The organism is Tabrizicola sp. (genome assembly GCF_030694085.1).
In the GTDB taxonomy this organism is placed as follows: Bacteria; Pseudomonadota; Alphaproteobacteria; order Rhodobacterales; family Rhodobacteraceae; genus Tabrizicola.
Genome location: NZ_JAUXZE010000039.1, coordinates 224,836 through 249,316, shown reverse-complemented (window position 1 = coordinate 249,316; position 24,481 = coordinate 224,836). Strand labels below are relative to the sequence as shown.

Below are 24,481 nucleotides of genomic sequence, written 5' to 3'. Positions count from 1 at the left end.
AGCTTTCCGGACCTTGCGGCCGACTTCAGTCCGGTGGGACCCAATCCGGCCGCACCGCTGCCAGGAGGCTGTCGAAGGTCCGGGCGAGAAGTTTCGACGCATCAGGGGGCAGCTGCAGGGTGTCGAGATGCGGCACCTCGCGGCGGTCGTCGCAAAGGTAACTCTCGATCCCCTCCGGGACCAGGGTCGCAAAGCGGTCCACCAGCGCCGCCTGTTCATCGGCGACAAGCGGGTGCCTGCTGTCGAAGACGATCCGGTCGGTCTGCACAAGGGCGGTCTGCAACGGCTGAAGCCAGGGCGGCGGCGGGTCGCTGCGAAGCACATCAAGCAGCAACGACCGCGCCGCGCGCTTTGTTCCGTGGTTGGCAAGGGGTCCCGCACGACGGGCAAGAAGGTAGACCAGGGCGGTTTCCAGGTCCGAGGGGCTGAGATTCGCCCGGCGGGTCGCGAAGGCGGACGCGATCTGGCCCAGACCCAGAAGATCGTCGATGAAGGCCGGGCCAAGGTCCAAGCCCTCGGCCTGCGACTGGTCGTAAAGCGACAGGTGCAGCGCGCTGACCCCGAAGACATCAGCCAGCCGGTCCAGCTGCCGCGCGGGGAGGATCGGGGCGAAGAAGGGCCTGTCATCGCGCTCGGTCACGCGGTCAAGATAGCCCTTGAAGGACAGGAACTGGCCGTGCTTCACCAGCTCGGCCCAATGCGAGGGCCAGAGCCCGACCAGTCGGCGCAGCGCATAAGCGATGCGGAATGAGGCCTTCGGATAAGCGTCCCGCAGGGCCACCAGGTCGGCTGGGTCCAGCGCGGACAGATGCTCGCACGAGATCAGGACGGCACGCCATCCCTCGCTTTCGCGGGCAAGGTCGGCAAGTCCGGCCCGGTCGCTGCGCAACAGAGCTTCGGCAAGGACGGCGTGGCTGTCTCCGACCCGCCCCGTCTGCGGATACAGGATGCCGTGGCGGGCAAGGAGGTCGACATTTGCGCTGAACGCCTTCTGAAGCGCCGTTGTGCCGGTCTTGTAGGGGCCGACATGCAGGATGACGGTTGCAACCATCGCTTTGCCTATCGGTAGCCAAGATCGGCGGCGAGCGCCCGCGTGATGCAGCGCACCGGATTGGCCCAGGGAACGGCAACGATCTGCGTGGCGGCGGCGGGCAGGAAGCCCTGCGCGCCCCGCAGCACCGGGGGCTGCCAGAGCCGGACCAGCCGGTCGAACCACAGTTCGGGAATATCAAGCTCTTCGACCCGGATCTCGGAATAGGCCGCGTTGCGGTCGACCGCCCATTGCCGGGCCAGCGCAACGCGCCGGGTCCAGTCCTGCGCCCGGCTCCGTTCCAGACTGCGCTGGACGCCGCGCCCGTGCAGCCCGGCCGGATGGGACAGAACCTGAAGGACCGGGCACATGCGCCGCATCGCCGCCAGGTCGGTCACCGCGACTTCTGCCACACGCAATCCGGGCAGAAGAGCCGCGATCCGGGCCGCGAGGCCTTGGTCGCCGTGGTCCGACAGCAGCCAGAGGTCCACAGCCTCGGGCAGCGGATGAGGTGCGGGCAACGGGCAGGGTTGCAGGAACGGCAGATGCCGGACAGTCGCCTCCGGCTTGAAGACCTGCGGGTCCGGCGCGACGACCTGGAAGCTCTCCGCTGCCGCGCGGTTGGTGTGCCAGTGGCGGGCGCGGTCATCGGGGGCAAAGACCCGGGCCAGATACTGCCCCCGCAGGTCGTCCAGCGACAGCCCGGGGTAATGGCGCAGTGTCAGTCGCGTCGCGGCAATGCGGTCCGCATCGCGCGTGACGCTATGGCCGCCGGTCCGCAGCCAGAGGTCGAGGTCGGCATCGCGCCGGAAAAGACGTTGCTTGGGGTCGTGTTCCTGCAAGGTGACCCAAGTGGTCATCGTGGTCTGGAAGATACGTGGATCGTGTTCCTCGTCCTCGTAAAGCGGCAGGAACAGCTGTTCGTCGCACGCGAAGGCCAGGTGACCAGCAGCGTCGGCCTGGGACAGGGCATCGACCAGCGTCAGGCCCTTCGGCGGGTCGAGGAACTCGTCGGCATCGGCGTGCAGGATCCAGCCGGTCGTCACAGCGCCGATCAGCTGCCGCTTCAGACGCAGCTGGCGCTGCAGGTCGAAGGTTCCGGTCCAGGGCTCGTCGATCAGCTTTTCGACCAGCCCGCCCAGCCGGGCGGCGGCGATGCTGCGGCTGGCGTCGGTCGAGCCGTGGTCAACGGCGATCACCCGGCAACCAAGTCGGTCAAGATGCTCCAGCGCGGCCGCCAGAGTGGAGGAGGCGTTTCGGAACGTCAGGATCGCGGTCACGTCGGCCTGGAGGCTGGTCCGGCGCGGCTGGGCAGGCGGGTGATGCCCTCCGGCCTGCGGCCGCTCGACCATCTGGCGTTGGCGGTCGGGGTCACGGGCGATGGGCAGCCCCAGGCTGCGGTAGAACAGGCGCCGACGCCGGAATGATGCGGGCCGGGTCAAGGCGACGATCTCTTCATGCTTGCGCAGGTTCAGCCCGATCAGCGCAGGCAGCGCGCGTGCCGGAATCCCGCGGTCGCGGATCAGGTGCCGGGACATCTCCAGCGCCGGAAATGCCCCCGCCAGTCCTGCAGGATGGGCGGCAGCATGATCCTCGGCATAGTGCCACCAGGGCGTCTCTTCGCGAAAGAGCAGGGTCTGCGGCACTGACAACTGCGGACCCTGCGCCAGAAGCCGGACCATCAGATACCAGTCGAAGGCGTGGAAAGCCTTGGGCGGAAAAGCCGTCCGCAGCGGGTCGGTCTGCATCAGCCCATACATCCGGGTGCCGCCGGGATGGGCCAGGTAACGCCGGATCCGACCTGCCGCATCGCCCTTCAGAAAGCCCAGGTTCGGGATTGGCCGCGCGGGCGGACCGATGAACGCGGCCTGTGGCAGGGCTGAAATGGCCGGTCCCCCCGCCCGCAACGCCTGCAAGGTCAGGCTCAGGAAATCGGGATGCCAATAGTCGTCCCCGGCCAGCCAGGCGAAACATGGCGACTCGGCCTGATCCAGCGGAACCTTGAAGTTGAGAAAGCCCAGCCGCACCGGTTGCCGGATCAGCCGAATGCGAGGGTCTTCGGCCGCTGCCCGTGCGGCGATCTGGTCGGTGCCGTCGACCGAGCCGTCGTCGCTGATGATCAACCGCCAATCGCCAAAAGTCTGGGCACGGACCGAGTCGATGGCTCGCTGCAAAGTGCGGGCGTTGTTCAGGGTCGGCATCCCGACCGTAACTTCGGCGTGGCGCGCGCTCATCCCGCCACCTCGGCCTCGACGGCGCGGAAGGCAAGGAAGCTTGCCTTTCGGGTCATCGCAAGGCCCTCCAGGAAGCGCGCGGTCGCCGTGGCTCCGTTCCGGGTCCCGGCGGCTGCGCAGGCCGCTGCGATCCGGGTGCGGATGTCCGGGCGCAAAAGCGCGTCAAGGCCGCGGCGCAAGGCATGGATGTCGTCGGCCCGCGCCGCCAGGCCCAGGCCCCGCAGCGCCGCATAATCCGCCCGCAGCCATTGCTCATCCTGCTCGGGGTGGTCGTTGGCCACAAACAGCGTGGGCAACGCGGCGGCGATGTTCTCGTGGAAGGTGTTGTAGCCGGCCGAGGCGACGGCGAAATCGAACGCCTTCAGATGGCGCGAGATCGGGAAGGTGTCCAGCAGGCGAACATGGGCTGGCAACGGCGTGGCGGTTTCGGAAATGCGCCAGCGGGCAAAGACCACCTGCAGATCGCTGCGCGGTCCCAGGGAAGGCTCGGCCAGGTCGAACACCAGCTGCGCCGCGGTGCCGAAGTCAAAGTTGTTGCCCGCCCCCAGTTGCAAAAGCACCGCAGGTCGGTCCGGGTCTAGACCAAGAAGAGCGCGCGCCGCAGGGCGAGGCAGGGCCTCGTCCTCGTCCAGAAAGCGGACCGGGGGGACCTTCAAGGTGATGTCCGAGCGATCGACCGTCGGTCCGCGGTCCACCGGCGCTGCAAGCTCACCCGGTTCGATCACAACGTCGAATTCCGTACTCAGGTCAAGAGCCTCGTCACCCGTTCCGGGCCGCCACAGGGGCCGCCGCTGCCAGACGCGCCACATCTCGGGTCGCAGGTCCAGCGCCGCCAGCATGCCTTCGTAAGGGACATTGCCGTCGAAGACGAAGACCTCGGGCGCATAGTAGTCCAGGATATCGCCCAGTTCGGCGGACATCTTGGCCGTCCAGACGGCATGCGGGATGTCCAGAGCGCGGAAATAGCACAGGTATTCCGCCAGCATGCCCTCATCGCGGACCACCCCGAAGGCCTTGCTCATCGTGACGATGACCGGCTCGACTGCCTGGGACAGTCGCCGGGCCGAGGCCATGCACCGCGCCAGATGCCCCATCCCGACACCGTTCGAGGTGAAAAACAGCACGCGCGGTCGGACAACGTCGGCAGGCGGCGCCTGCGGCCGGGGCGCGCCGATCAGTGCTGCAACGCGGGCCACGGCGACGCGGGGGCCGTAACGATCCGCCACGATCCGCCGCGCCCTGTCCGACAGTGCTGCCCTGGCCACGGGATCGCGTTCCAGACGGCGCACATGGCCCGCAACCTCCTCGGGAGTGCAATAGACGGCCCCATCGCCGAACAGCCCTTCGAACTGTGGCGGCAGCAGGCAGACCAGGCCCGTGGCCATCGCCTCAAGGATCGAGCGGCCGAAAGCCTCGACCCAGCGCGGGCTGTGGAAATACGAAAAGTAGTCAAGACTGTGCAGGAAGTCGCGCGCGGGCATCGCGCCGAAGGGCAGCACCTCCCAGTTCGCCGGTCGTTCGCCCACGATCTCGTCCAGCGCCTCGGAATAGCCCAGAAGGCGCACGGCAAGGTCCGGTGCTTCGGGATAGGCGGTCAGGAATGTGTCGCGGTCGCCGGGCCATTTCGCGATATCGGGCCGGCTGTGGCGACCGATCACAGGGCGGGCACGGGGCAGGGGGGACTGGCGGTCGGTGGTCCAAGCCTGCGGGTCGATGACGTTGACCCAGTCCTCGGGTGTCATCGGGGGCGGCGAGACCAGGCGCTCCAGACTTTCCCGAACTTTCGGGCCGACCGGGGCCCAGGTCACAGGTCCGAACAGCGCCTCGGCAAGGGCCGCCACCTGCGCGGTGTCATACTGCGCCACCCCCGCCGCATCGACCGCCGGGTGATGCACGATCATCAGGCAGCGATGGCTGGTGACACGGGGCGGCACGGCGGGAAGCTGCTCGAAGGCCAAGGGGTGTTGTAGAAGCGTCAGTTCCGCCGTAACCGGCTGACGCGGTGGGACGAAGCGGGCCAGCCCCTCCTCGACCAATGCGCTGATCTCGGGGTGGATCGGCCTGAGGTCGGACAGGGGACTGGTGGCAATCGCCAAGAGCCCCAGCCGGTATCCGGCCGCCGCCAGCGCGCGCGCTTCCGAGGCGATGGACGTCGATGTGCCGCCAGGAAACCGGAAGTCGCCTACGAAAAGAACGTCCACCTGCATTCTTGCTGCATCCCGGTTTCGGCGTCAGAGTATTTGCGCACAGGTTGGCTGTCCACGCCAAGGGGGCGAGAGGGGACGCAAGCGATGTTCAGGCGGATTTCCAGGGCCCTGGCTGCCGGGCGACAGGCTGCCGCCGCAAGGGACGCAGTGTCGGGCGCTGAACCGACGCAGGTGGCGAACCCGGTCAGCTGGGCGCTGATCCACTTCGGCGATGCGCGTGACCTTGTGCCCCGGCTGGCGGCGCATCGGGCCTTTTGCCTGCGTCGCGCGGTGCGGTGCCTCGTGGTGTCCGACGACATCCCGCAGCTATGCGTCACCTCGCGCGAGGTCCGGTTCGAGTTCGTGCCTTGGCCGGCCCGTTCGGCGCTGTCTATCCCCGGCGGGCATGTCGCAGCCGTCGATCACAGCTTTCGGCGTCTGGGTCGGGCCTTCGATTTCTGGCAGGTCGTCGGCTGCGACTGGGAGGGCGAGCGGGCGCAGGACCTCTTGGCACTTGCGCCGGGCTGGGCGCATCCGGCGATCCTGGCAGCCCGCTCCGGCGCAGGGAATGCTTCTCAATCGCGGGGACTCATGGTAGCCTCGTCCGATAGGTAGACCGTCCCTCACGCGGTTGAGAGGTTGCGCATGGCTCGGGTTTCTCGTCTTGCGTCGTTCTGGAAGGCCTTCTTCATGGCGCTGATCGGTGGCACCTTCGCCTCGGCCGCCTCACGCGGCGAGGTCGAGGCCTGGGAGGCCGCGCTGAAGCAGAACACGCCCGACGCCTTCTACCTGTATCTCAGCCTTTACCCCGCCGGGGACTACGTCGACCAAGCGGTTGCGGCGCTGGGCAAGCTGGGGGCAATCGGCCAGCCGCGGGCGATCACGCCGGTGGTCCCGGCAAGACCCAGGGCACCCCGGCCGATAGGAGCGCCCTACCAATGAGATTGCCGCTCATCCTCGCCCTCGGTCTTGGACTTGCCGGCTGCGTCAGCACAGGTCCGGTCGAGGACGGCCTTTACTACTCCGCGCCCAGGTCACAGGGCGCAGGCTTCGTTTCGACTGACAAGACCCCTGAGGCGGTCGCAAAGATCCTGCGCGAGGCAGGACTTGGTGCCGTCCGGGCCGGTTCTGCGTCGGTGACCCTGTCCTCCCGCGATCTGCGGCTGGTCGATTGCGGCACATATGTTCAGGTTGCGATGGGCAACCGGGCCGAGTTCCCGGCTACTGCGCCCGAGGCGGTGCTGATGGAAGGCTTCACCACCCCCGGGCTTGTTCGGCGAGTGATTGATAGCAGATCGACGATCCGGCTGACCCGCGCGGCTGATGGCTCGGGCTATGTGGTGTCGGAAACTCATTCTGTCACCCGACGCTATCAGGCGCTTGGCAGCAGCGCTCGGTCGAAGGCGACCGTAACCTTTGACGAAGGGTCTGCGGGAACCTTCACGAACGGCAGTCTCTGCCGTTCCTCGGGGCTTGTCGCCACGCTGCTGCGCTAAACGCCGACCGGCTCGTCCCCCCAGATCGATCGTGCTGCCGCTTGAAACAGGGCAGCTTGCCGCTGCCATCTTGGCCCGAGGCCGGACAGCGCCCTTGCCGTGGCCAGCCAGGCCAGACGGGACGGCACCTGCGACAACATGCGCTTCAACGCGCGGCTTTCCGCGGCGGACCAGACTGGGATCACGGTCCCAGTTTCCAGTTCAAGCTCGCGGGCGAGGCTGGAGATCCGCGTGCCCAAAGCCTCGTCAGACAGTGTAGCAAGCCGCTTCAGCGCAGCGCCCGAGGGCACTTGCCGAAGGCGCGCCAGAAGGCTGCCTAGGACCCAGTGATCTCCGAACGGACCATCCCGCCCCAGCGTCGCCAGAATGGGCGGCAGGTCTGTCGCAGGATCGGCCAGTCCGCCGCGCAGGGCCGCTGCCGCATCGACAGGCTGCGGCAGGGACCCAAGCACCAGCGGCAAGATCGCGGCAACCGGGTCCTCCAGCCGCTCGGCACGGGCCAGCCGGATGCCGCGTGGGCGCGCAAACCCGGTGACGGGACAGATCGACAGGTAGCCAAGCCCCATCCCGTCCGCCACCAGGTCCGGGTCCGGCACGTGCAGCGTTGCCTGTGGCGCAAGCATCACGCCCGGATCCAGCACAAGGCACAGCGCATCGCTGGTCGGGCGCGCGGGATCCTGTGCGTCGGACCGGACCAGGGGCAGCTCTGCCGCGACCCGCGCCACCGGCTGATCGGCATCCGTGGTCCGCAAGGCCTGCAGTCGGGTCTGAGCGGCCGCGTTGCCCAGCCGGGCTGCGGCAACCAGATGCCAGGCGGCGCGCGCCGGATCATGGCTGGACGGGCGTTCCAGCAACCTTGCCAGGTTGAAATGCGCGGCCGGGTGGCCCTGGACGGCGGCGTGCTCCAGCACCGCGCGCGCCGTTGCCGCGGCCTGGGGTGTCCTGGCCGCGGCAAGCAAGCGGTGCCCAAGCGCGTCCAGCCGGGCCGGCCGGACCGGCGAGGTCAGAAGGTCCGACCGCGCCAGCGCGCCGGACTTGGTGGCATCCAGTTCGGGCAGATCCGGCCCGCCCCGATCCATGATGCCCCGGGCCAGTTCTACCAACTCCTCCTCTAGTGCTGTCCAGTTCCAGGCCAACCCGTCGGCCGAACTGGGGCGGCCACGCTGAAACCGCGGCTGAATCCGCTCGGCCCAAAGGCGACGGATCACGTCATGGTCGTTAATCTGCCGCAGGTCCCACCCGGGCCAGAGCTCCACAAGCGCAAGGCCAAGCCGCGCGCCATACAGCATCCAGCGACCGTTCAGCGCCTGCCGCCCGACAGTGCTCCAGATAAGGATCAGCCGCAGGAGCTCGGGCTCGGACTGCAAGTCCTTGCGGCCAAGCCGCTTGGCCCCCTGCTCGGCCAGGCTGCGCAGGAAGGCTGTTTCGCGCAGACCGGCCCGGAAGGCGTGGAAGGCTGTTGCCGCCGGATCAGTGCGGACCGCGCGCTCGGGCATGGTCACCTGGGCCGACTTGCCTTGCCGGATCGCCGCCACGTCGTGATCCAGCGACAGGGTGTCATCGGGCGCGGCCTCGTGGGTGCGCATCTCGGCAATCAGCGCCTTCGGCCACAGCTTCACGCAGCCGTTGCCGCTCCACAGGCCGTTGACCACGTTGCGCGCCAGCCAGTCCAGGCGGAAGTTCCCGGTCAGCAGAGGCTCCGGCACGGGCGCATCGGCCAGGACGGGGCTGATACGGGAATCGGCGTCCACGGTCACCACCCAGTCGCCCGGAACCGCCGCAGCGGCAGCCTTGTGGCAGGCGTCCAGCCCCTTGACGCCATGCACCCGGACTGCGCGGGGAAGGATCGCCTTCAGATCCAGCCAGTTCCGGTCGGCCCAGGGTTCGTCGTAGGACAGGAACACCGCAGGGAAGTCTCGCAGGCGCGCCGTGTCATTCGCTGACAAGGTTGAAATCCAGCAGCCCGTATTGCGCGATCCAGTCAGCAGCGGTCTTCTCGCCCGCTGCCGTCTGGTCGGGTGTCATGTCTGCCGTGACCTCGGCGATGCGGGCCTGCGCCTCGGCCAGTTCTTCTGCGGAATCGATCGTGTCGCGCAGGATCGCCGCCTCGCGCGCGATGATGTAGTTGGCGTAAGCCTCGGCAAGGTCGGGCTTGCCCCCAGCCCCTTGGCGCAGCATGTCGCCGATGCGGATATAAGCGCCCAGGTAGTTGCGCTGCGCCGACAGCCGATAATAGGCCAGCGCGGTCTTGAGGTCCTTCTTGACCCCCAGACCCTCCTGGAAGGCGCGACCAAGCTGGAAGGCGGCAAAGGGATTGCCCTCGTCGCTGGATTGCACCAGCCACTGGATCCCGGTTTCCCGGTCCTGCTTGACCCCCTTGCCGCGCAGATAGGCGATGCCGATCAGGTTCTTGGCGTCCGAACTGCCAAGGACCGCGGCCTGCCGGTAGTAGTCCAGCGCCTTCGCCTCGTCGACCGGCACGCCAAAGCCCTTGCGGTAAAAATCGCCGTAGGCGACGAAGGCGTGCGAATGGCCGTTCTGCATGGCCAGCTGCATCCAGCGCTGGGCTTCAGGGTAGGATTGTTCGACACCCCAGCCTTCGCGGAAATAGACCCCGGTGACCAGCTGCGCCTGAGGCGAGCCCAGAAGCGCCCCCTTGCGCGCCGCCTGGAAAGCGCGGGCATAGTCCGGGGTGACGCCGATGCCCTGCCGGTAGAAGCTGGCGACACCCAGATATGCGGTGGGGTTGCCCAGTTCCGCCGCAAGTTCGGCATAATGCAAGGCCTCGTCGAAGCGGTTCGACAACCGCAGGACGCGCGACAGGATGCCGACCAGCCGCGGGTTCTCGGGGTCATTCTTCACCGCCTCGACACAGGCGCGCATCGCGGCGCGGGTGTTGACCAGGTCATGCGGCACCGGATCGCTCACCGCCATGACGTCGCCCACGCCGGTCGCCAGCAGATCGCAGGCCGTGACCTCGGCCATAAGCCCGTCGGGCACCTCGCGGCCCGGCCCGTCGACCTCGATCTCCATCAGGGGAAAGTCGGGGGCGGGTTCGGCCTCGATCAGGACCAGTTGGCGCTCTGCCGCCGCGGCAAGCTGGTCCTGCGGGAAAAGGTCCAGGAACAGCTTGAAGTCGCGCGGGTCGGCACTTTCGGCCACAGTCAGCCAGGCGGTGGTCGACAGGTCGATCTCGCGGCCCTTGACCAGGTCCACCAGCGCCTCCGTCGCCGTGCCGCTGCGCGGGCTGATCGGGATCGCTGTGCGGGTGTTGTCGATGTACCAGGGCATCTGCGCCCCGCCCGTCGCCAGCCGCACCCGGGCGCGCACCAGCCGCAGCACGTCGCGGATGTCCGCCTCGGCCCCGTCCAGCGCCGAGGCAAGCGCGGCGGTATAGGGGCTGTTCGCCCCGGTCCCGTCAAAGGCCACCTCACCCGGCGCAGTGGAGTAGGCGATGATCGTGTTCTCGGGCGCGTCGACCAGGGCCAGGCCGGTGCCCGCAGCACTTTCGCCGGGCAGGGGCGAGTTGCGGCAGGCGTCCAGGATCACGACCAGACTTTTCGTGCCCATCGCGTTGATCCGCGTCACCAACGCATTGATCGAGATCGCCTGCTCGCGCAGCGGGGTCGACCGGGCCGGATCAAGGTCCGAGGGCAGGATGAAATTCTCGCCGTCCAGCTGGATCGCGTGACCGGCGAAATACAGAAGACCGATTTCGGCGTCGCGCTGTTCCATCTCGATCAGCTCGATGGCGCTGTCGATCTCGCCCCGGGCGGCGTTCTCCAGGTAGTAGACCTTGAAGCCCTTGTCGTTCAGCGCGGCGGCGATGGTGCGGGAATCGTTCAGCGTATTCTTGAGTGAAGCGATGCGGCCACTGTCATAGGTCGCGATGCCAAGGACCAGCGCCCAGCGGTCCTGCGCAAACCCCGCGCCCGACATCACCAGAAGGCCAGCCATCACCAGGATGGCCCGCAGCAGCATCAGGAACGGAAACCCTGTCGTCATGGACCTACCAGACCGAAAGACCGCAGGAGGGCGCTAGGAAACAACGTCTGTATCAATCAATCCAACCATAGCATATTCTCCATCAAGGACGAGTCAAATGCTCGTGGTATGCTCCACTAATCTATTGATTTCATGGCCGATCCGCCGACCCCTCCTTATGATCTGATCGAACACGCCAATGCCGACCATTCGCGTGTCGTGCTGGTCGACTGGACGCTTGGCAATGCCTGCAGCTATGCCTGCAGCTATTGTCCGAAGGCACTGCATGACGGGTCGGTCGCCTGGCAGCGGGTCGAGGATGTTGTCGACTTCTATGACCAGCTGCACCAGCACTACACCGACGTTCGGGGCAAGCGCGTCTGGCTGCAGTTCACCGGGGGCGAGCCGACGATGCACCCGCAGATCATCCGGCTTCTGGAGGCGGCCTCGGCGCAGGGGTTTTCGGTCAGCCTGATCTCGAACGGCTCACGCACCCTGCGCTTCTGGGAGAAGATTGCCCCGCATCTCGACAGCGTGATCCTGACCTATCACAACGAATTCGCCGACCTCGACCATTTCCGCGCCGTGGGGCGGCTCCTGGCTGACCGGATGGCGGTCCATGTCAACGTCACGATGCGGCCCGACCACTTCGACCGGACGCTCGACGAAGCCCAGGCCCTGCGTGAGGTGTTGCCGGCCGTGTCGATCACGCTGAAGCCGCTGCGGGTGGGGTTCGGCAATACGCTCTTCGACTATACGCCGGACCAGCTTGCCGTCATGCAGGGCGGGCTGGCGCAGACGAAAGCGCAGCAGGGAATCATGCCGCGCGGCCTGATGACCGTGCAGGGGGCCGACGGCAGGCGGGCCAACCTGCGCGCCAACGAATTCGTCCTCCAGAGCCAGAATCGCTGGCGCGGATACCGCTGCAATGCCGGGCTGGAATCGCTGCGGGTGCGGGACAACGGCACCGTCACCCGGGCCGTCTGCGCCGTCGGCGGAGACATCGGTCGGCTTGGCGGCCCCATCGCCCTGCCGCAGGGACCGATCCTCTGCACGGCCGAGGTCTGCTCTTGCACCGCAGACATCCTGATCACCAGGGCGCGCGCCCCGACCGGCCCGATCCCCGCCTGGCCCTGACGCTGGCCTGCCGAAAGGATGGCCTTGACAGACTCTGTCGGTTCATGACATCGATGTCATGACACCGATGTCACTCGCTCGGTGAGGTCGCAAGCTTCGGGGAGGGGGCATGTCGACAATCTATGATGTTGCGCGTCGTGCCGGGGTCTCACCGAAGACGGTCAGCCGTGTGCTTAACTCGGACGGTCCCGTGGGCGAAAAGACCCGCGAGACGGTGGAAGCCGCAATGCGCGAGCTGGGTTATGTCCGCTCGAACGCGGCGCGGATGATGCGGGCGCAAAAGTCCGGGATCATCGGGCTGATCACTGGCGCGATTTCCACCAAGAACCAGCCGTCGACCCAGCAGGGCCTGCCCGACCTTTACATCGTGCAGGGCATCCAGCGGGCACTGGAAACCTCGGGCATGACGGTGATGATCGCAGATACCGCCGGGCGCAACGACCGGGTGCCCCATCTGATTGACACCTTCCTGTCGCACCGGGTCGAAGGCCTGATCTACGTCGCCGAATACCACCAGGAAGTGAACCTGCCGCACCTGCCCGATGACACGCCGCTGGTCCTTGCCAACTGCTTTGACGCGCGCGGGACGCCCGCGGTTGTCCCCGACGACCGGCGGCTGCAGCGCGACCTTGTGCGCCGCTTGATCGCTGCAGGCCATCGCCGCATCGCCTATCTCTCGCTGCGCCCCGACATGGCGGCCGGACGCCTGCGCCCGCTTGGCTACCGCGAGGCGCTGGACGAGGCGGGGCTGTCCTTCGACCCGGCCCTGTTGCAGCACGTCGATTTCGACCAGTCGGAAATCGGCCCGCAGCTTTTGTGGGACACGATCGACAGGATGCTGCAGCTGGAGCAGCCGCCGACCGTCCTGTGCTGCGGCAACGACCAGATGGCGATGATGGTCTATGGCATCCTGCGCAGCATGGGCCGCAAGATGCCGGACGAGATCGGCGTTGCGGGTTTCGACAACTACCGTGCCATCGCCGAGACGCTTTATCCGCCGCTGACGACGGTGGACCTGCCCTACAACGCCATCGGCGCGCGGTCGGGCGAGCGGTTGATGCAACTGATTTCCGGCGACGGCCGGGATGACCACAGCCCGGTCCTGGTGGCCGGCCCTGTACACTGGCGCGGCTCGGTCACCGAGCTGCGCCCCGAAAACGTGATAAGTTTCAAAACCCTCAGGGAGGAAAAGCAATGAAGATGTTCACCCTCGCGGCCTCGGCCGCGATCCTGGCGTGGGGCTCTGCCGCCCAGGCGCAGCAGACCTTGTCGATGTGGTACCACGGTGCCGGCAACGAGGTCGAAAGCAAGATCATCAACCAGATCATCGCCGACTTCAACGCCAGCCAGGCCGACTGGAAGGTGGAACTGCAAAGCTTCCCGCAAGCCGCCTACAACGATTCCGTCGTCGCAGGCGCGCTGGCCGGCAACCTGCCCGACATTCTGGACGTCGACGGTCCGGTGATGCCGAACTGGGCCTGGGCCGGCTACATGCAGCCGCTGCAAATCGACGAAGCCAAGATCGAGGCCTTCCTGCCCGGCCCCAAGGGCTATTGGGACGGCAAGCTCTATTCGATCGGCCTCTGGGACGCCGCTGTCGCCCTCGTGACCCGTCAGGCTTACCTCGACGAGCTGGGCCTGCGCACCCCCACATTGGAGCAGCCCTGGACCAAGGACGAATTCATGGCCGCTCTGGATGCCGCCAAGGCTTCGGGCAAGTTTGAATACGCCTTCGATCCGGGCATGGCCTGGACCGGCGAATGGTACCCCTACGCCTTCTCGCCCTTCCTGCAGTCCTTCGGCGGCGACATCGTCGACCGGACGACCTACAAGACCGCGGAAGGTGCCCTGAACGGCGATGCGGCGATGGCCTTCGGCGAATGGTGGCAAGGTCTCTTCAAGAACGGCTATGCGCCGGCGACGCAGGACCCGGCCGACCGCGACGGCGGCTTTGCCGCTGGCAAGTACGCCTTCTCGTGGAACGGCAACTGGGCGGCGCTGAACACGCTGAAAGCCTTCCCCGACACGGTATTCCTGCCCTCTCCTGACTTTGGCAACGGCCCCAAGATCGGTGCTGCAAGCTGGCAGTTCGGGATCTCGGCCTCGTCGAAATACCCGGAAGGCGCGTCGGCCTTCATCGAGTTCGCGCTTCAGGACAAGTACCTGGCCGACTTCTCGAACGGCATCGGCCTGATCCCGGCGACCAAGACCGCCGCGGCGATGACCGAGAACTACAAGGACGGCGGGCCAATGGCTGTCTTCTTCGGTCTGACCGAAGCACAGGCGCTGGTTCGTCCGGTGACCCCGGGCTACGTGGTCCAGGCCAAGGTCTTCGAAAAGGCGCTGGCCGACATCGCCAACGGCGCGGACGTGGCTTCGACGCTGGATGCGGCGACCGACGAGATCAACGCCGACATCGAAAAGAACGGCGGCTACGGCCACTAAGGCCTGTCGGTCCCGGTCTTCGGACCGGGGCCGGGTTCTCCCCAGAACTTCGGCTGGCGGTGTCGCCGCCAGCCACCTTTCCCCTTCACGCATCGAGGCGATCATGGCGTCGAAGTTCACCGTGTCCAACCGGACGGGCTGGCTGATGGCGGGACCTGCGGTCCTCCTGATCGCCGGGTTCGTGATCCTGCCCTTCTTCCTGGCCTTTGCCTTCTCGTTCACCAACCAGCGGCTGATTTCGCCGAACCCGACCGAGTTCGTCGGGATGTCGAACTACCGCCAACTCCTCGGCGTGACGATGGTCACGCTGGAGCCGGTCCGTGACGACGCGGGTGCGGTGGTGATGAAGGACGGCGCGCCGGAATACCCCTCGCTGCGCGCGCTGACCCGCAACAACCCCGACCGCCCCGAGCTTGCGGGCATGCGGGAATGGTTCAGCTTCTCCCTGGGCGGCGAGGATCGCACCTACGTCCTGGCCCGCGACGTGGTCTTCATGAAAGCCATCGTCAACACCTTCATCTTCGTCCTGATCGTTGCGCCCGTGCAGGCGGCCCTTGCCCTTGGCCTCGCGCTTCTGATCAACCAGCGCCTCCGCGGGATCAACGTCTTCCGGGCGATCTACTTCATGCCGGTCGTCGTCTCGATCGTCGTCGTCTCGCTGCTCTGGCGGCTAATCTATGACGGCCAGTCGGGCCTGCTGAACAACCTCCTCGGCGCCATCAGCTTCGGGATGATCGAGCCGGTGAACTGGCTCGGCAACCCTTCCACCGCCCTTGGCTCCATCATCGCCATGTCGATCTGGCAGGCGGTGGGCTTTCATATGGTGATCTGGTTGTCGGGCCTGCAGACCATCTCGCCCACCCTTTACGAGGCCGCCGCCATCGAGGGCGCCTCCAAATGGCAGGTCTTCCGCTACATCACCTGGCCGGGCCTGCGGAACACCGCGATCCTGATCCTGATCGTCATCACCATGCAGGCCTTCGGCCTTTTCGCCCAGATTGACGTGATGACGAACGGAGGCCCGCTGGACAGCACCCAGACCATCGTCTTCCAGGCCATCGAACGCGGCTACGGCAAGCAGGACATCTCGGGCGGGTCGGCGATCTCGGTGATCCTGTTCGTGATCGTGCTGTCGATTTCGCTCATCCAACGCTGGCTCACGCGGGAGAAGACCTGATGGCCATGATAGCTGCCGACAACCGCGGCCTTCGCCTGGTGACGCGCTACGCCGTCCTGGTGCTGATTGCCATAATCTTCGTCTTCCCGCTGGTCTTCATGCTGATGTCCAGCCTGAAGCCCGACCAGCAGCTTTTGCAGGACTCTGGCAACCTCCGCGCCTTCCTGCCGGTGGGCGACATCAGCCTGCAGAACTATACCGACGCCTTCCAGCGCGCGCCCGTGGCGACCTTCGTTTTCAACTCGGTCCTCGTGACCGGCGTTACCGTCGCGCTGTCGCTGCTTCTCTGCTCCGCCGCCGGCTTTGCCTTCGTCTTCGTGCGTTGGAGGGGCCGTGACACGCTCCTTGCCCTTCTCCTCGCCACGCTGATCCTGCCGTTCGAGACCATTGCCATCCCGCTTCTGATGATGGTCGCGAACCTGCCCTGGGTCGGAATGGAGGGCCTCACCTGGGGCTGGCTCAACAGTTACCGTGTCCAGATCATCCCCTTCATCGCCGACGGCCTGACGGTCTTCCTGTTTGTCCAGTACTTCAAGGACCTGCCAGGCGAGCTGATCGAAGCCGCGCGGGTCGAGGGCGCCTCCTGGTGGCAGATCTACCGCAAGATCGTCATGCCGCTGTCCGGCCCGATCTTCGCCACCGCGGCGATCCTGAAGTTCCTGGTGATGTACAACCAGTACCTCTGGCCGCTGATGGTCACGCAAGAGGAAGGCTACCGCCCGGTCATGGTCGGCCTGCAATACTTCTTCCAACTCAACGTCGCCTGGGGCGAGGTCATGGCCTACCTGTCGATGATCACTGTCCCCGTCCTTGCCTTCTATCTTTACCTGCAGAAAGCCTTCATCGCGTCGATCGCATCGACCGGCGTGAAGGGCTAACGGAGTCCGATATGTCCTTCAAACACAAAGATCTCTGGTTCTGGGACAGCTGGTATGTCCAGGACGGCGACATCTGGCACGGCTATTTCCTGCAGGCGCCAAAGTCGCTGATCGACCCCGATGCCCGCCACCTGAACGCAACCCAGCGCCATGCGGTGTCCAGGGACCTTACCAACTGGACCGACATGGGCACCACGTTTGAACCCCAGCGCAACGGGGCCGCCTGGGACGACAGCACGACCTGGACCGGATCGGTGGTGAAGGGCGACGATGGCCTCTGGCACCTGTTCTACACCGGCACCACCCTGGCCGAGCAGTCGCTCTACCAGCGCGTCGGCCATGCCACATCGAAGGACCTGCACAACTGGACCCGCGTCGGCGACGGGCTGGCGCTGGACCTCACCGGCCCCAACGCCGACTGCTACGAAATGGACCATGTCCTCGGCCACTGGCATGACCGGGCGATGCGCGACCCCTGGGTGATGAAGGACCCGGACGGCAACGGCTGGCTGATGTATTTCACCGCCCGCGTCCCCGGCGTGCCGGAGCCGAACGCCGGCGGGGCCATCGGCTTTGCCACCTCGCCGGACCTTGCGACCTGGACCCTGCAACCCCCGGTCTTCCACGGCGGCTTCGGTCAGCTGGAGGTGCCGCAGGTCTTTCAGGTCGGCGCGCATTGGTACTGCCTGTTCTGCACGTCCTCGACCCACTGGTCGGACCAGTACCGCCGTGACAACCCGGAATCCCCGGTCACCGGCACGCATTACCTGATCGCCGACCATCCTCGCGGCCCCTGGCGCATCGCCCCCGGTCCCTTCCTGGACGGGGCCGAGCCCTGCCGCCGCTACGCCGCCCGCATCGTCGACGGCCCGCAGGGCCTCGTGATCATGGGCTTTGCCGACAGCGGCAAGGCGACCTTCGGCGGCTATATCATGGACCCGGAGCCGGTCAGCATCGGCCCGGACGGTCTTCTGCACGTTGAAACCCTCGCACAGGCGGCGGAGTAGCACATGGCACGGATTTCCCTCAAGAATCTCAAGAAAAGCTACGGGCAGACCCATGTCATCAAGGGCGTCGACATCGAGATCGAGGACGGCGAGTTCTGCGTCTTCGTCGGCCCTTCGGGCTGCGGAAAATCGACGCTTCTGCGGATGATCGCGGGGCTGGAGGATATCTCGTCGGGCAGCCTGGTGATCGGCGAGCGCGAGGTCAACGACCTGCCCCCCGCGCAGCGCGGGGTTGCGATGGTGTTCCAGTCCTACGCGATCTTCCCGCACATGACGGTGCGCGAAAACGTGGCCTTCGGGCTGACGATCTCTGGCGCGTCGAAAGAGGAAAAGGACGCCAAGGTCGCCGAGGCCGCGCGCATCCTGCAGATGGAACACCTGCTGGACCGTCGCCCCAGCCAGCTGTCCGGCGGCCAGCGCCAGCGCGTCGCCATCGGGCGGGCCATCGTGCGCAAGCCGCAGGTGTTCCTGTTCGACGAACCCCTGTCGAACCTGGACGCCGCCCTGCGCATGGACATGCGGATGGAGATCGGCAAGCTGCACAACCAGCTGGGCGCGACGATGGTCTATGTCACCCACGATCAGGTCGAGGCGATGACGCTGGCCGACAAGATCGTCGTGCTGAAGGACGGCCAGGTCATGCAGATCGGCGCGCCGATGGACCTGTATCACGATCCGGCGAACCTGTTCGTGGCCGGTTTCCTGGGTGCGCCCTCGATGAACTTCCTGAAGGTCAAGGTGCACGGGGTGAACGGCGGCAAGGTGCTGGTGTCCAATGGCGCCCTGGACCCGGTCGAAGTTTCGGGCAAGCGGGCCTTGTTCAAGGTGGGCGACGAGGCGATTCTGGGCCTGCGGCCGCAGTACCTTTCGGTTGCGCAAGGTGCGGGCAAGTTGCATGGGGCGGTTGCGCTGACCGAGCGGCTTGGCGCCGAGACGGTGGTCGAGATCGCGCTCAAGGACGGCAACCCGCTGATTGCGGCCCTGTCGCACGACGCCGTTTTCGACATCGGCGCGCAGATGAACCTCGATTTTGACCCGGACCGGGCCCATCTTTTCCCGAATGAACCGGGTGCGGGAAGTGTTAACAAACACTGAATGTCCGCAGGTAATGTTCGGAAAATAAGTGATAATCTAGAAATGTCCACCGTGGACATATCTAGGTTCAGATCCCTCCGATGGCCGAGGCGAGCCGGAAACTGATCGCCTCGGCAACATGAGGTTTGCGGACCGTCGGGCTTGCCTCAAGATCGGCGATGGTCCGGGCCACCCGCAGCACCCGGTGGTAGCCCCGCGCCGACAGCCCCATCCTTTCAGCGACCCGTCCGATCAGTTCCTTCCCCTCGGCGTCCGGCGCGGCATGCTCCTCCAGTGCCGCCCCCTCCAGGTCGGCATTGACCCGCAGATCGGGGGCCGCCGCGAACCGGGCGGTCTGCCGGTCACGGGCGTCAGCAACGCGGGCGCCGATGGTGGCCGAGCTTTCTCCCGACGCGGGCAGATCAAGGTCGGCGAAGGCCACCGGCGGCACCTCGACCCGCAGATCGAACCGGTCCATCAGCGGCCCGGAGATACGGCCCAGATAATCCTCGCCACAGACCGGCGCCCGCCCGCAGGCGCGGGAGGGGTCGGACAGGTAGCCGCATTTGCAGGGGTTCGCGGCGGCGATCAGCAGGAAGCGGCAAGGGTACCGGATGTGCGCGTTGGCCCGGGCAACCATGACGGTTCCCGTCTCGATCGGCTGGCGGAGCGTGTCGAGGACCGCCCGCGGGAACTCGGGAAACTCGTCCAGGAAGAGAACCCCGTTGTGGGCCAGACTGATCTCCCCCGGCTTAGCCCCCTTTCCGCCGCCGACGATGGCGGCCATCGACGCCGTGTGGTGGGGTTCCCGGAACGGGCGATCGCGGGAAATGCCGCCCTCTGACAAGAGGCCCGCAAGGGAATGGATCATCGAGGTCTCCAGCGCCTCGGGAGCGGTCAGCGGCGGCAGGATGCCCGGAAGGCGGGCGGCGAGCATCGACTTGCCCGAGCCAGGCGTCCCGACCAGGAACAGGTGGTGCCGGCCTGCGGCGGCGATTTCCAGCGCCCGCTTGGCGCGTTCCTGGCCCTTCACCTCACGAAAGTCGCGCAGGTTGCGGCTTCCGGTGACCTCGCCAGCTTCGGCGGGAAGGATCGGCGCGCGACCGGTGTAGTGGTGCAGCACTTCTTCCAGCGAGGCGGCGGCAAGGACTTGCGTCGCGCCGACCCAGGCCGCCTCGGCCCCGCATGCCTTGGGGCAGAGAAGCGTACGATCCTCGACGGCGGCGGCCATCGCGGCGGGGAGAGCGCCGGCAACGGGGACGAGACGGCCATCCAGCGAAAGCTCGCCCAGCGCGACGGTGCCTTCGACATCCTCACGCGGGATGATCTCCAGCGCCGCGAGAAGGGCAAGGGCGATGGGCAGGTCGAAGTGGGAGCCTTCCTTGGGCAGATCGGCGGGCGAGAGGTTGACGGTGATCCTTTTGGCGGGCAGGGCAATGGAAAGCGCCTGAAGGGCGGCGCGGACGCGTTCGCGGGCCTCGGACACTGCCTTGTCCGGCAGTCCCACCAAGGTGAAGGCGGGCGAGCCAGGGGAGACAGCGCATTGCACCTCGACCAGGCGGGCCTCGACGCCTTCGAAGGCAACTGTATAGGCGCGGGCCGTCATGCGGGGCGCCCGTGGGGTGGGGCGGTTATTGAATCGAGCGCGTTCCGCGCAAGCCTTTTGTCTCGCCTCTGCGCGCGAAAAGCGCGCAACCGGCTCGGGTATGCTCCGCAGGGGATATTTGACGCAAGGTGAAAGGCGCGGGCTTTCATCGAGCGCCCGCCGCATGTTCTGCAAAGTCCGTGCATTCCGCCCCACCCGATTCACCTTGGTTAACGGGTAGGGCCGAATGGTTTACGAATGGTAAAGGGCCATGAACTTCGGCCAGGCTTCGGCGTCGGCCAGGGTCTTGTCGCGGCAGAACGCGTTGCAGAAGCCGAAGCGGCGGCCGTAGAGCTCTAAAGCGTGGGTGACGGGCTTGCCAGAGTAGGGGCAGGTGGCGTTTACGGTGTTGGCGCAGTCCACCGCCTTGGCGGGCAGCGGCACCGGACCGGGCCAGTCTCGGCGGGGATAGTCGCGGCGGTAAAAGTCCTGATCGGCGCCATCCACAAGGCCCATCGCGCGCCAGCGGCGGAACGAAGGGTGGGCAAGGTGGGCGTTGACGTAAAGCATTGCGTCGGCGTTGACAGGCAGGTTGTAGGTGGCGATGCGGCTGGCAACCGGCGCAAAGAAGGCATCGGCGGCGGAATAGGTGCCGCAGAGCCAGGGGGTGGAGGATTTCGTCGTCTCGCGCGCCCAGGTCCAGAGCGTCTCCAGCCGACTGAGGTCGGCCAGGACTTCGGGCGGCGGCTGGCAGCCGGTGTAGCTGACCCGCAGGTTCATCGGACAATGGGACCGAAGCGCGGTGAAACCTGCATGCATTTCTGCGGCCAGGACGCGGGCGGTGGCCCGGGCGTGGGGATCTGAGGGCCAGATCCGGGCCTCGGGGTGGCGGGTGGCCATTTCTTCGGCGATGGCGATGGTTTCGGGGACCACCGAACCTTCGGGCGTGCGCATCGTGGGGGCTGTACGAGCAGGGAAGAAGTCCTTGAGGACGTTGGACAGTTCGTTGGTGTAAAGCCGGGCCGGAATGGTGCGGACGGGGATGCCGAAGGCGTCGAAGAGAAGCCAGCCGCGCAGGCTCCAGCTGGAATAGGCGCGGTCGCCGATCACGAGATCATAGGTCATGAGGTTTGTCCTTTCGCGGCCATTGAAGCGGGTCGCGGACGACAAGGGAAACGCTGAATTGTGGCGGGTGTCATCACGGGCGGTGATTGACTGTGTGAACCTTGGGCGGGTCAAGCGTCAGGCAGGTGACGGAGAGGTTGTCGATCCTGTGACCGAAGGCTTGGATCGCGGTCAAGCCCCCGGCACGTTGAAGAGCGGCGAGGATCGGGCCGAAATGGGCGACGACGATCAGGTCGGGACCCTGGCTGTGGAGCCGATCAAGCGCGCCCCAGGTGCGGGCGGTGAGGTCGTTCCAGCTTTCGCCGCCAGGGGGGCGAATGTCGCCCGGGGTTTCCCAGAAAGCGCGGATGAGGCTGGGGGTCTCGGCCTCGACCTCGGCAAAGCCCCGACCCTCCCACCGACCGAAGTGGATTTCGCGCAGGGCAGAGTCGTGGGCCAGACGCGGGCGTGGGCCAAGTGCATCGGCTGTCGCAATGGCTCGGGAGAGATCGGAGGAGACCACCGGGGCTTCGGATGGCAGGTGTGATGTCAGGCGTGCGAGGGCAACTGTGTCGGAGAGGTCAGCGGGCAGGTCGGTCCAGCCAATCATCGCCTTCGCATGTGTGGGGCCGTGGCGGACAAGCCAGTAGCGGGTCATCGGGTTCTCGGATCTGCAGGGAACGCAGTATGGCCCACGCTGTGGGTCATTGCAAAGGGGCAGGCCGAAAGGGACACACCTGCGGCGTACGCGCAAGAGGCCGTCGCGACACGCATTGCTTGGGGCCAACCTTGCGCCTGGCAGAAATCCGTCTGATCAGCTGCCGCCACCGATGGCGTTCCCGTTTCAGAAGTCGCGCAAGCGTAGGGTGGGCAATCTTGCCCACCGTCCCGGCATCACGGAAGCGTGCCCTTGAGGACCAGAGGCAGGCCGGCGATCACGGTCACGACAAGGTCCGCTTCGGCCGCAAGCCGCTGATTGAGCCGACCCTGTTCATCCCTGAACCGTCGCGCCAGCGCATTTTCGGGAACAATGCCCCAGCCTGTCTCGTTGGAGACGATGACGACAGGCGCCGTGCACGCGGCCAGTCCGACCAGGAAATTGCGAACCTCGGCGGACAGGTCGTGGTCGGCCAGAAGGTGGTTGGTCAGCCACAGTGTAGCGCAATCGACAAGGACGGCTTCGTCCGACCGGGCCTGGGCGAGGGCGGCGGGCAGATCCAGGGGGGCCTCGACCGTGGTCCAGACCGGGCCCCGGTCCTGCCGGTGCCGGGCGATGCGGTCGCGCATCTCGTCGTCCCAGGCCTCGGCGGTGGCGATGTAGCGGCGGGGGCGACCGGTTGCGGTGATCAGACGCTCGGCGAAGGCGGATTTGCCCGACCTTGCGCCGCCGATGACAAGAGTGAGGGGCGGGAGTGATCCGGTCACGGGATTGCCTCGTAGAAGGGACAAGAACAGGCGGAAAAGCTGCGGCACGACGATCTGGAGGTGGTCATGGCACTGGACGGATATACCGATCAAGGCATGTCGCGCCAAGCGATGAAGGCCGAACTTCTGGACGCGGAAACCGAGCTGCGGCTGGCCCGCGCCTGGCGCGATCACCGCGATGAGCGCGCGTTGCACCGGCTGATCACCGCCTATATGCGGCTGGCAATCAGCATGGCGTCGAAATTCCGCCGCTATGGCGCGCCGATGAATGACCTCATCCAGGAAGCCAGCCTGGGGTTGATGAAGGCCGCCGACAAGTTCGACCCGGAACGCGGCGTGCGATTTTCCACCTATGCGGTCTGGTGGATCAAGGCCTCGATTCAGGACTACGTGATGCGCAACTGGTCCATGGTGCGGACCGGGTCCACCTCCAGTCAGAAGGCGCTGTTCTTCAACCTGCGCCGTGTCCAGGCCAAGCTGGAGCGCGAGGCCTCGCAGCGGGGCGAGACGCTGGACCAGCACCAGCTTCGTCAGATGGTGGCGGCCGAAGTAGGTGTGCCGGTCCACGACGTCGAGATGATGGAGGGTCGGCTTTCGGGCAGCGACTATTCGTTGAACGCCACCCAGTCCTCGGACGAAGACGGGCGCGAGTGGATCGACGCGCTGGAAGATGACGGGGTGCAGGCGGCAGATGCGGTCGAGGGTGCGCATGACGGCGCGCGCCTGCGCGACTGGCTGGTCAAGGCGATGCAGGGGCTGAACGCGCGGGAACGCTACATCGTTGCAGAGCGCAAGTTGAAGGAAGAAAGCCGGACGTTGGAAAGCCTGGGTGAGGAGCTTGGCCTGTCCAAGGAACGCGTCCGGCAGCTTGAGGCTGCGGCCTTTGCAAAGATGCGCCGGAGTCTTGAGACACAGTCGCGCGAGGTGCGCCACTTCCTTGCCTGAAGCTTGACGCGACCGGGCGTGGGATGGGAAATTGCTTCTCGAAGGGGGAGTCCATGCCCCGGTCCACGGAACCGCTGAGCCTGACACCGGACCACATCGCCCGCGTGCATCGCGTGGTTGCGGATGCCGGTCCGGCTGTTGGCGTCGAGCAGCAGACCGACGCCGACTATGCCGGATGGGTCGAGCGCATCCTGGACGCCCATCCCTGCCCAGACCGGCCGATCCAGCTTTTCGCCTATGGCTCACTGATCTGGAAGCCCGAGATGGAGCATCGGGCCGAGCGACCGGCTGTGGCTCGCGGCTATCATCGCGCCTTTTGCCTTCGGATTCATCGCTTTCGCGGTACGGTCGATGAGCCAGGCCTGATGATGGCGCTGGACCGAGGTGGGCAGTGCAGAGGGGTAATCTACGAGCTGCCGCCCGACGATCCTGCCCTCATTCTGGACCGATTGTTCCGCCGGGAGTTCACGGTGAAGCCGATCAACTCCATGCCACGCTGGTTGACCGTAGAGACAGCCGATGGTCCGCTGCGGGCGCTGGGGTTCGTGATGAACCGCGACTCTCCGTATTATGCCGGGCGCCTGCCGCCCGAAGCGGTTGCCCGGACATTGTCGCGGGCCTGCGGTCATTGGGGGTCCGGGGCGGAATATCTGCTGAACACAGTCACTCAACTTGATGCGCGGGGCATCCGCGATGCCGGGCTTTGGCGATTGCAGGGGCTGGTGGCCGAGGAGATCGACCGGAACGCCCCCCGACCTCTGCCTTGAGTTTGTC

The 24,481-nt window shown here is 66.3% G+C and carries 21 protein-coding genes; 12 read left to right on the top strand and 9 right to left on the bottom strand.

Annotation, left to right across the window (positions count from 1 at the left end; genetic code table 11):
* Nucleotides 1-25: 25 nt before the first annotated feature.
* Genes Q8M85_RS10100 through Q8M85_RS10090 form a run of 3 tightly spaced genes read right to left on the bottom strand, consistent with a single transcriptional unit; the run spans nucleotide 26 to nucleotide 5,471 of the window.
* Nucleotides 26-1,051: a hypothetical protein gene (locus tag Q8M85_RS10100; protein ID WP_305543759.1), complete on the bottom strand. Its 1,026-nt coding sequence runs from the start codon at nucleotides 1,049-1,051 to the stop codon at nucleotides 26-28.
* 8 nt (nucleotides 1,052-1,059) lie between these two features.
* Nucleotides 1,060-3,264 (bottom strand): glycosyltransferase family 2 protein, encoded by a 2,205-nt coding sequence (locus tag Q8M85_RS10095; RefSeq protein WP_305543757.1) that lies wholly within the window; start codon nucleotides 3,262-3,264, stop codon nucleotides 1,060-1,062.
* A complete protein-coding gene (locus Q8M85_RS10090; RefSeq protein ID WP_305543754.1) occupies nucleotides 3,261-5,471 on the bottom strand; it encodes a hypothetical protein in 2,211 nt (736 codons plus the stop codon). Before Q8M85_RS10090 ends, Q8M85_RS10095 begins: the two co-directional genes overlap by 4 nt.
* 84 nt (nucleotides 5,472-5,555) lie before the next feature.
* Here Q8M85_RS10090 and Q8M85_RS10085 point away from each other — a divergent pair, with 84 nt between their 5' ends.
* From Q8M85_RS10085 to Q8M85_RS10075, 3 genes are read left to right on the top strand one after another with little or no spacing between them, the layout of a single operon-like run.
* Nucleotides 5,556-6,065 carry a hypothetical protein gene (locus Q8M85_RS10085; protein WP_305543751.1) on the top strand — a complete coding sequence of 170 codons (510 nt, stop codon included), beginning with the start codon at nucleotides 5,556-5,558 and terminating at the stop codon, nucleotides 6,063-6,065.
* A 30-nt stretch (nucleotides 6,066-6,095) separates the two neighbouring features.
* Nucleotides 6,096-6,392, top strand: a complete 297-nt coding sequence (locus Q8M85_RS10080) for a hypothetical protein (RefSeq protein ID WP_305543748.1) — start codon at nucleotides 6,096-6,098, stop codon at nucleotides 6,390-6,392.
* Nucleotides 6,389-6,946 (top strand): hypothetical protein, encoded by a 558-nt coding sequence (locus tag Q8M85_RS10075; RefSeq protein WP_305543745.1) that lies wholly within the window; start codon nucleotides 6,389-6,391, stop codon nucleotides 6,944-6,946. The genes Q8M85_RS10080 and Q8M85_RS10075 overlap by 4 nt, the downstream gene beginning before the upstream one ends.
* On the opposite strand, the gene Q8M85_RS10070 is transcribed toward Q8M85_RS10075, so the two are convergent.
* Nucleotides 6,943-8,892 carry a hypothetical protein gene (locus Q8M85_RS10070; RefSeq protein WP_305543742.1) on the bottom strand — a complete coding sequence of 650 codons (1,950 nt, stop codon included), beginning with the start codon at nucleotides 8,890-8,892 and terminating at the stop codon, nucleotides 6,943-6,945. The genes Q8M85_RS10075 and Q8M85_RS10070 overlap by 4 nt on opposite strands.
* Complete coding sequence (locus Q8M85_RS10065; protein WP_305543739.1) at nucleotides 8,879-10,951, bottom strand: caspase family protein; 2,073 nt, start codon at nucleotides 10,949-10,951, stop codon at nucleotides 8,879-8,881. The genes Q8M85_RS10070 and Q8M85_RS10065 overlap by 14 nt, the downstream gene beginning before the upstream one ends.
* A 132-nt stretch (nucleotides 10,952-11,083) precedes the next feature.
* On the opposite strand from Q8M85_RS10065, the gene Q8M85_RS10060 reads away from it, so the two are divergent.
* The 7 genes from Q8M85_RS10060 (at nucleotide 11,084) to Q8M85_RS10030 (ending at nucleotide 18,669) form a co-directional block, all read left to right on the top strand.
* A complete protein-coding gene (locus Q8M85_RS10060) occupies nucleotides 11,084-12,067 on the top strand; it encodes a radical SAM protein (RefSeq protein ID WP_305543736.1) in 984 nt (327 codons plus the stop codon).
* A 109-nt stretch (nucleotides 12,068-12,176) separates the two neighbouring features.
* Nucleotides 12,177-13,265 carry a LacI family DNA-binding transcriptional regulator gene (locus Q8M85_RS10055; RefSeq protein WP_305543733.1) on the top strand — a complete coding sequence of 363 codons (1,089 nt, stop codon included), beginning with the start codon at nucleotides 12,177-12,179 and terminating at the stop codon, nucleotides 13,263-13,265.
* Nucleotides 13,262-14,512, top strand: coding sequence for an extracellular solute-binding protein (locus Q8M85_RS10050; protein ID WP_305543730.1), 1,251 nt, complete (start codon nucleotides 13,262-13,264; stop codon nucleotides 14,510-14,512). Before Q8M85_RS10055 ends, Q8M85_RS10050 begins: the two co-directional genes overlap by 4 nt.
* 103 nt (nucleotides 14,513-14,615) lie before the next feature.
* Nucleotides 14,616-15,689, top strand: coding sequence for a carbohydrate ABC transporter permease (locus Q8M85_RS10045; RefSeq protein WP_305543727.1), 1,074 nt, complete (start codon nucleotides 14,616-14,618; stop codon nucleotides 15,687-15,689).
* A complete protein-coding gene (locus tag Q8M85_RS10040; RefSeq protein ID WP_305543724.1) occupies nucleotides 15,689-16,567 on the top strand; it encodes a carbohydrate ABC transporter permease in 879 nt (292 codons plus the stop codon). Before Q8M85_RS10045 ends, Q8M85_RS10040 begins: the two co-directional genes overlap by 1 nt.
* 11 nt (nucleotides 16,568-16,578) lie before the next feature.
* Nucleotides 16,579-17,574 (top strand): levansucrase, encoded by a 996-nt coding sequence (locus Q8M85_RS10035; protein WP_305543721.1) that lies wholly within the window; start codon nucleotides 16,579-16,581, stop codon nucleotides 17,572-17,574.
* Nucleotides 17,575-17,577: 3 nt separating this feature from the next.
* A complete protein-coding gene (locus Q8M85_RS10030) occupies nucleotides 17,578-18,669 on the top strand; it encodes an ABC transporter ATP-binding protein (RefSeq protein ID WP_305543719.1) in 1,092 nt (363 codons plus the stop codon).
* 67 nt (nucleotides 18,670-18,736) lie between these two features.
* On the opposite strand, the gene Q8M85_RS10025 is transcribed toward Q8M85_RS10030, so the two are convergent.
* The 4 genes from Q8M85_RS10025 to cobU form a co-directional block, all read right to left on the bottom strand.
* Complete coding sequence (locus Q8M85_RS10025) at nucleotides 18,737-20,254, bottom strand: YifB family Mg chelatase-like AAA ATPase (RefSeq protein WP_305543716.1); 1,518 nt, start codon at nucleotides 20,252-20,254, stop codon at nucleotides 18,737-18,739.
* A 231-nt stretch (nucleotides 20,255-20,485) separates the two neighbouring features.
* Nucleotides 20,486-21,358, bottom strand: coding sequence for a glutathione S-transferase (locus tag Q8M85_RS10020; RefSeq protein ID WP_305543713.1), 873 nt, complete (start codon nucleotides 21,356-21,358; stop codon nucleotides 20,486-20,488).
* 73 nt (nucleotides 21,359-21,431) lie between these two features.
* Complete coding sequence (locus Q8M85_RS10015; protein ID WP_305543710.1) at nucleotides 21,432-21,995, bottom strand: histidine phosphatase family protein; 564 nt, start codon at nucleotides 21,993-21,995, stop codon at nucleotides 21,432-21,434.
* Between the two features lie 236 nt (nucleotides 21,996-22,231).
* Nucleotides 22,232-22,762 carry a bifunctional adenosylcobinamide kinase/adenosylcobinamide-phosphate guanylyltransferase gene (gene cobU, locus Q8M85_RS10010; protein WP_305543707.1) on the bottom strand — a complete coding sequence of 177 codons (531 nt, stop codon included), beginning with the start codon at nucleotides 22,760-22,762 and terminating at the stop codon, nucleotides 22,232-22,234.
* A 66-nt stretch (nucleotides 22,763-22,828) separates the two neighbouring features.
* On the opposite strand from cobU, the gene Q8M85_RS10005 reads away from it, so the two are divergent.
* Entirely contained in the window at nucleotides 22,829-23,707 is an 879-nt protein-coding gene (locus Q8M85_RS10005; RefSeq protein ID WP_305543704.1) for an RNA polymerase factor sigma-32, read from the top strand.
* A 53-nt stretch (nucleotides 23,708-23,760) separates the two neighbouring features.
* Nucleotides 23,761-24,474, top strand: coding sequence for a gamma-glutamylcyclotransferase (locus Q8M85_RS10000; RefSeq protein ID WP_305543701.1), 714 nt, complete (start codon nucleotides 23,761-23,763; stop codon nucleotides 24,472-24,474).
* The last annotated feature ends 7 nt before the right edge of the window (nucleotides 24,475-24,481 follow it).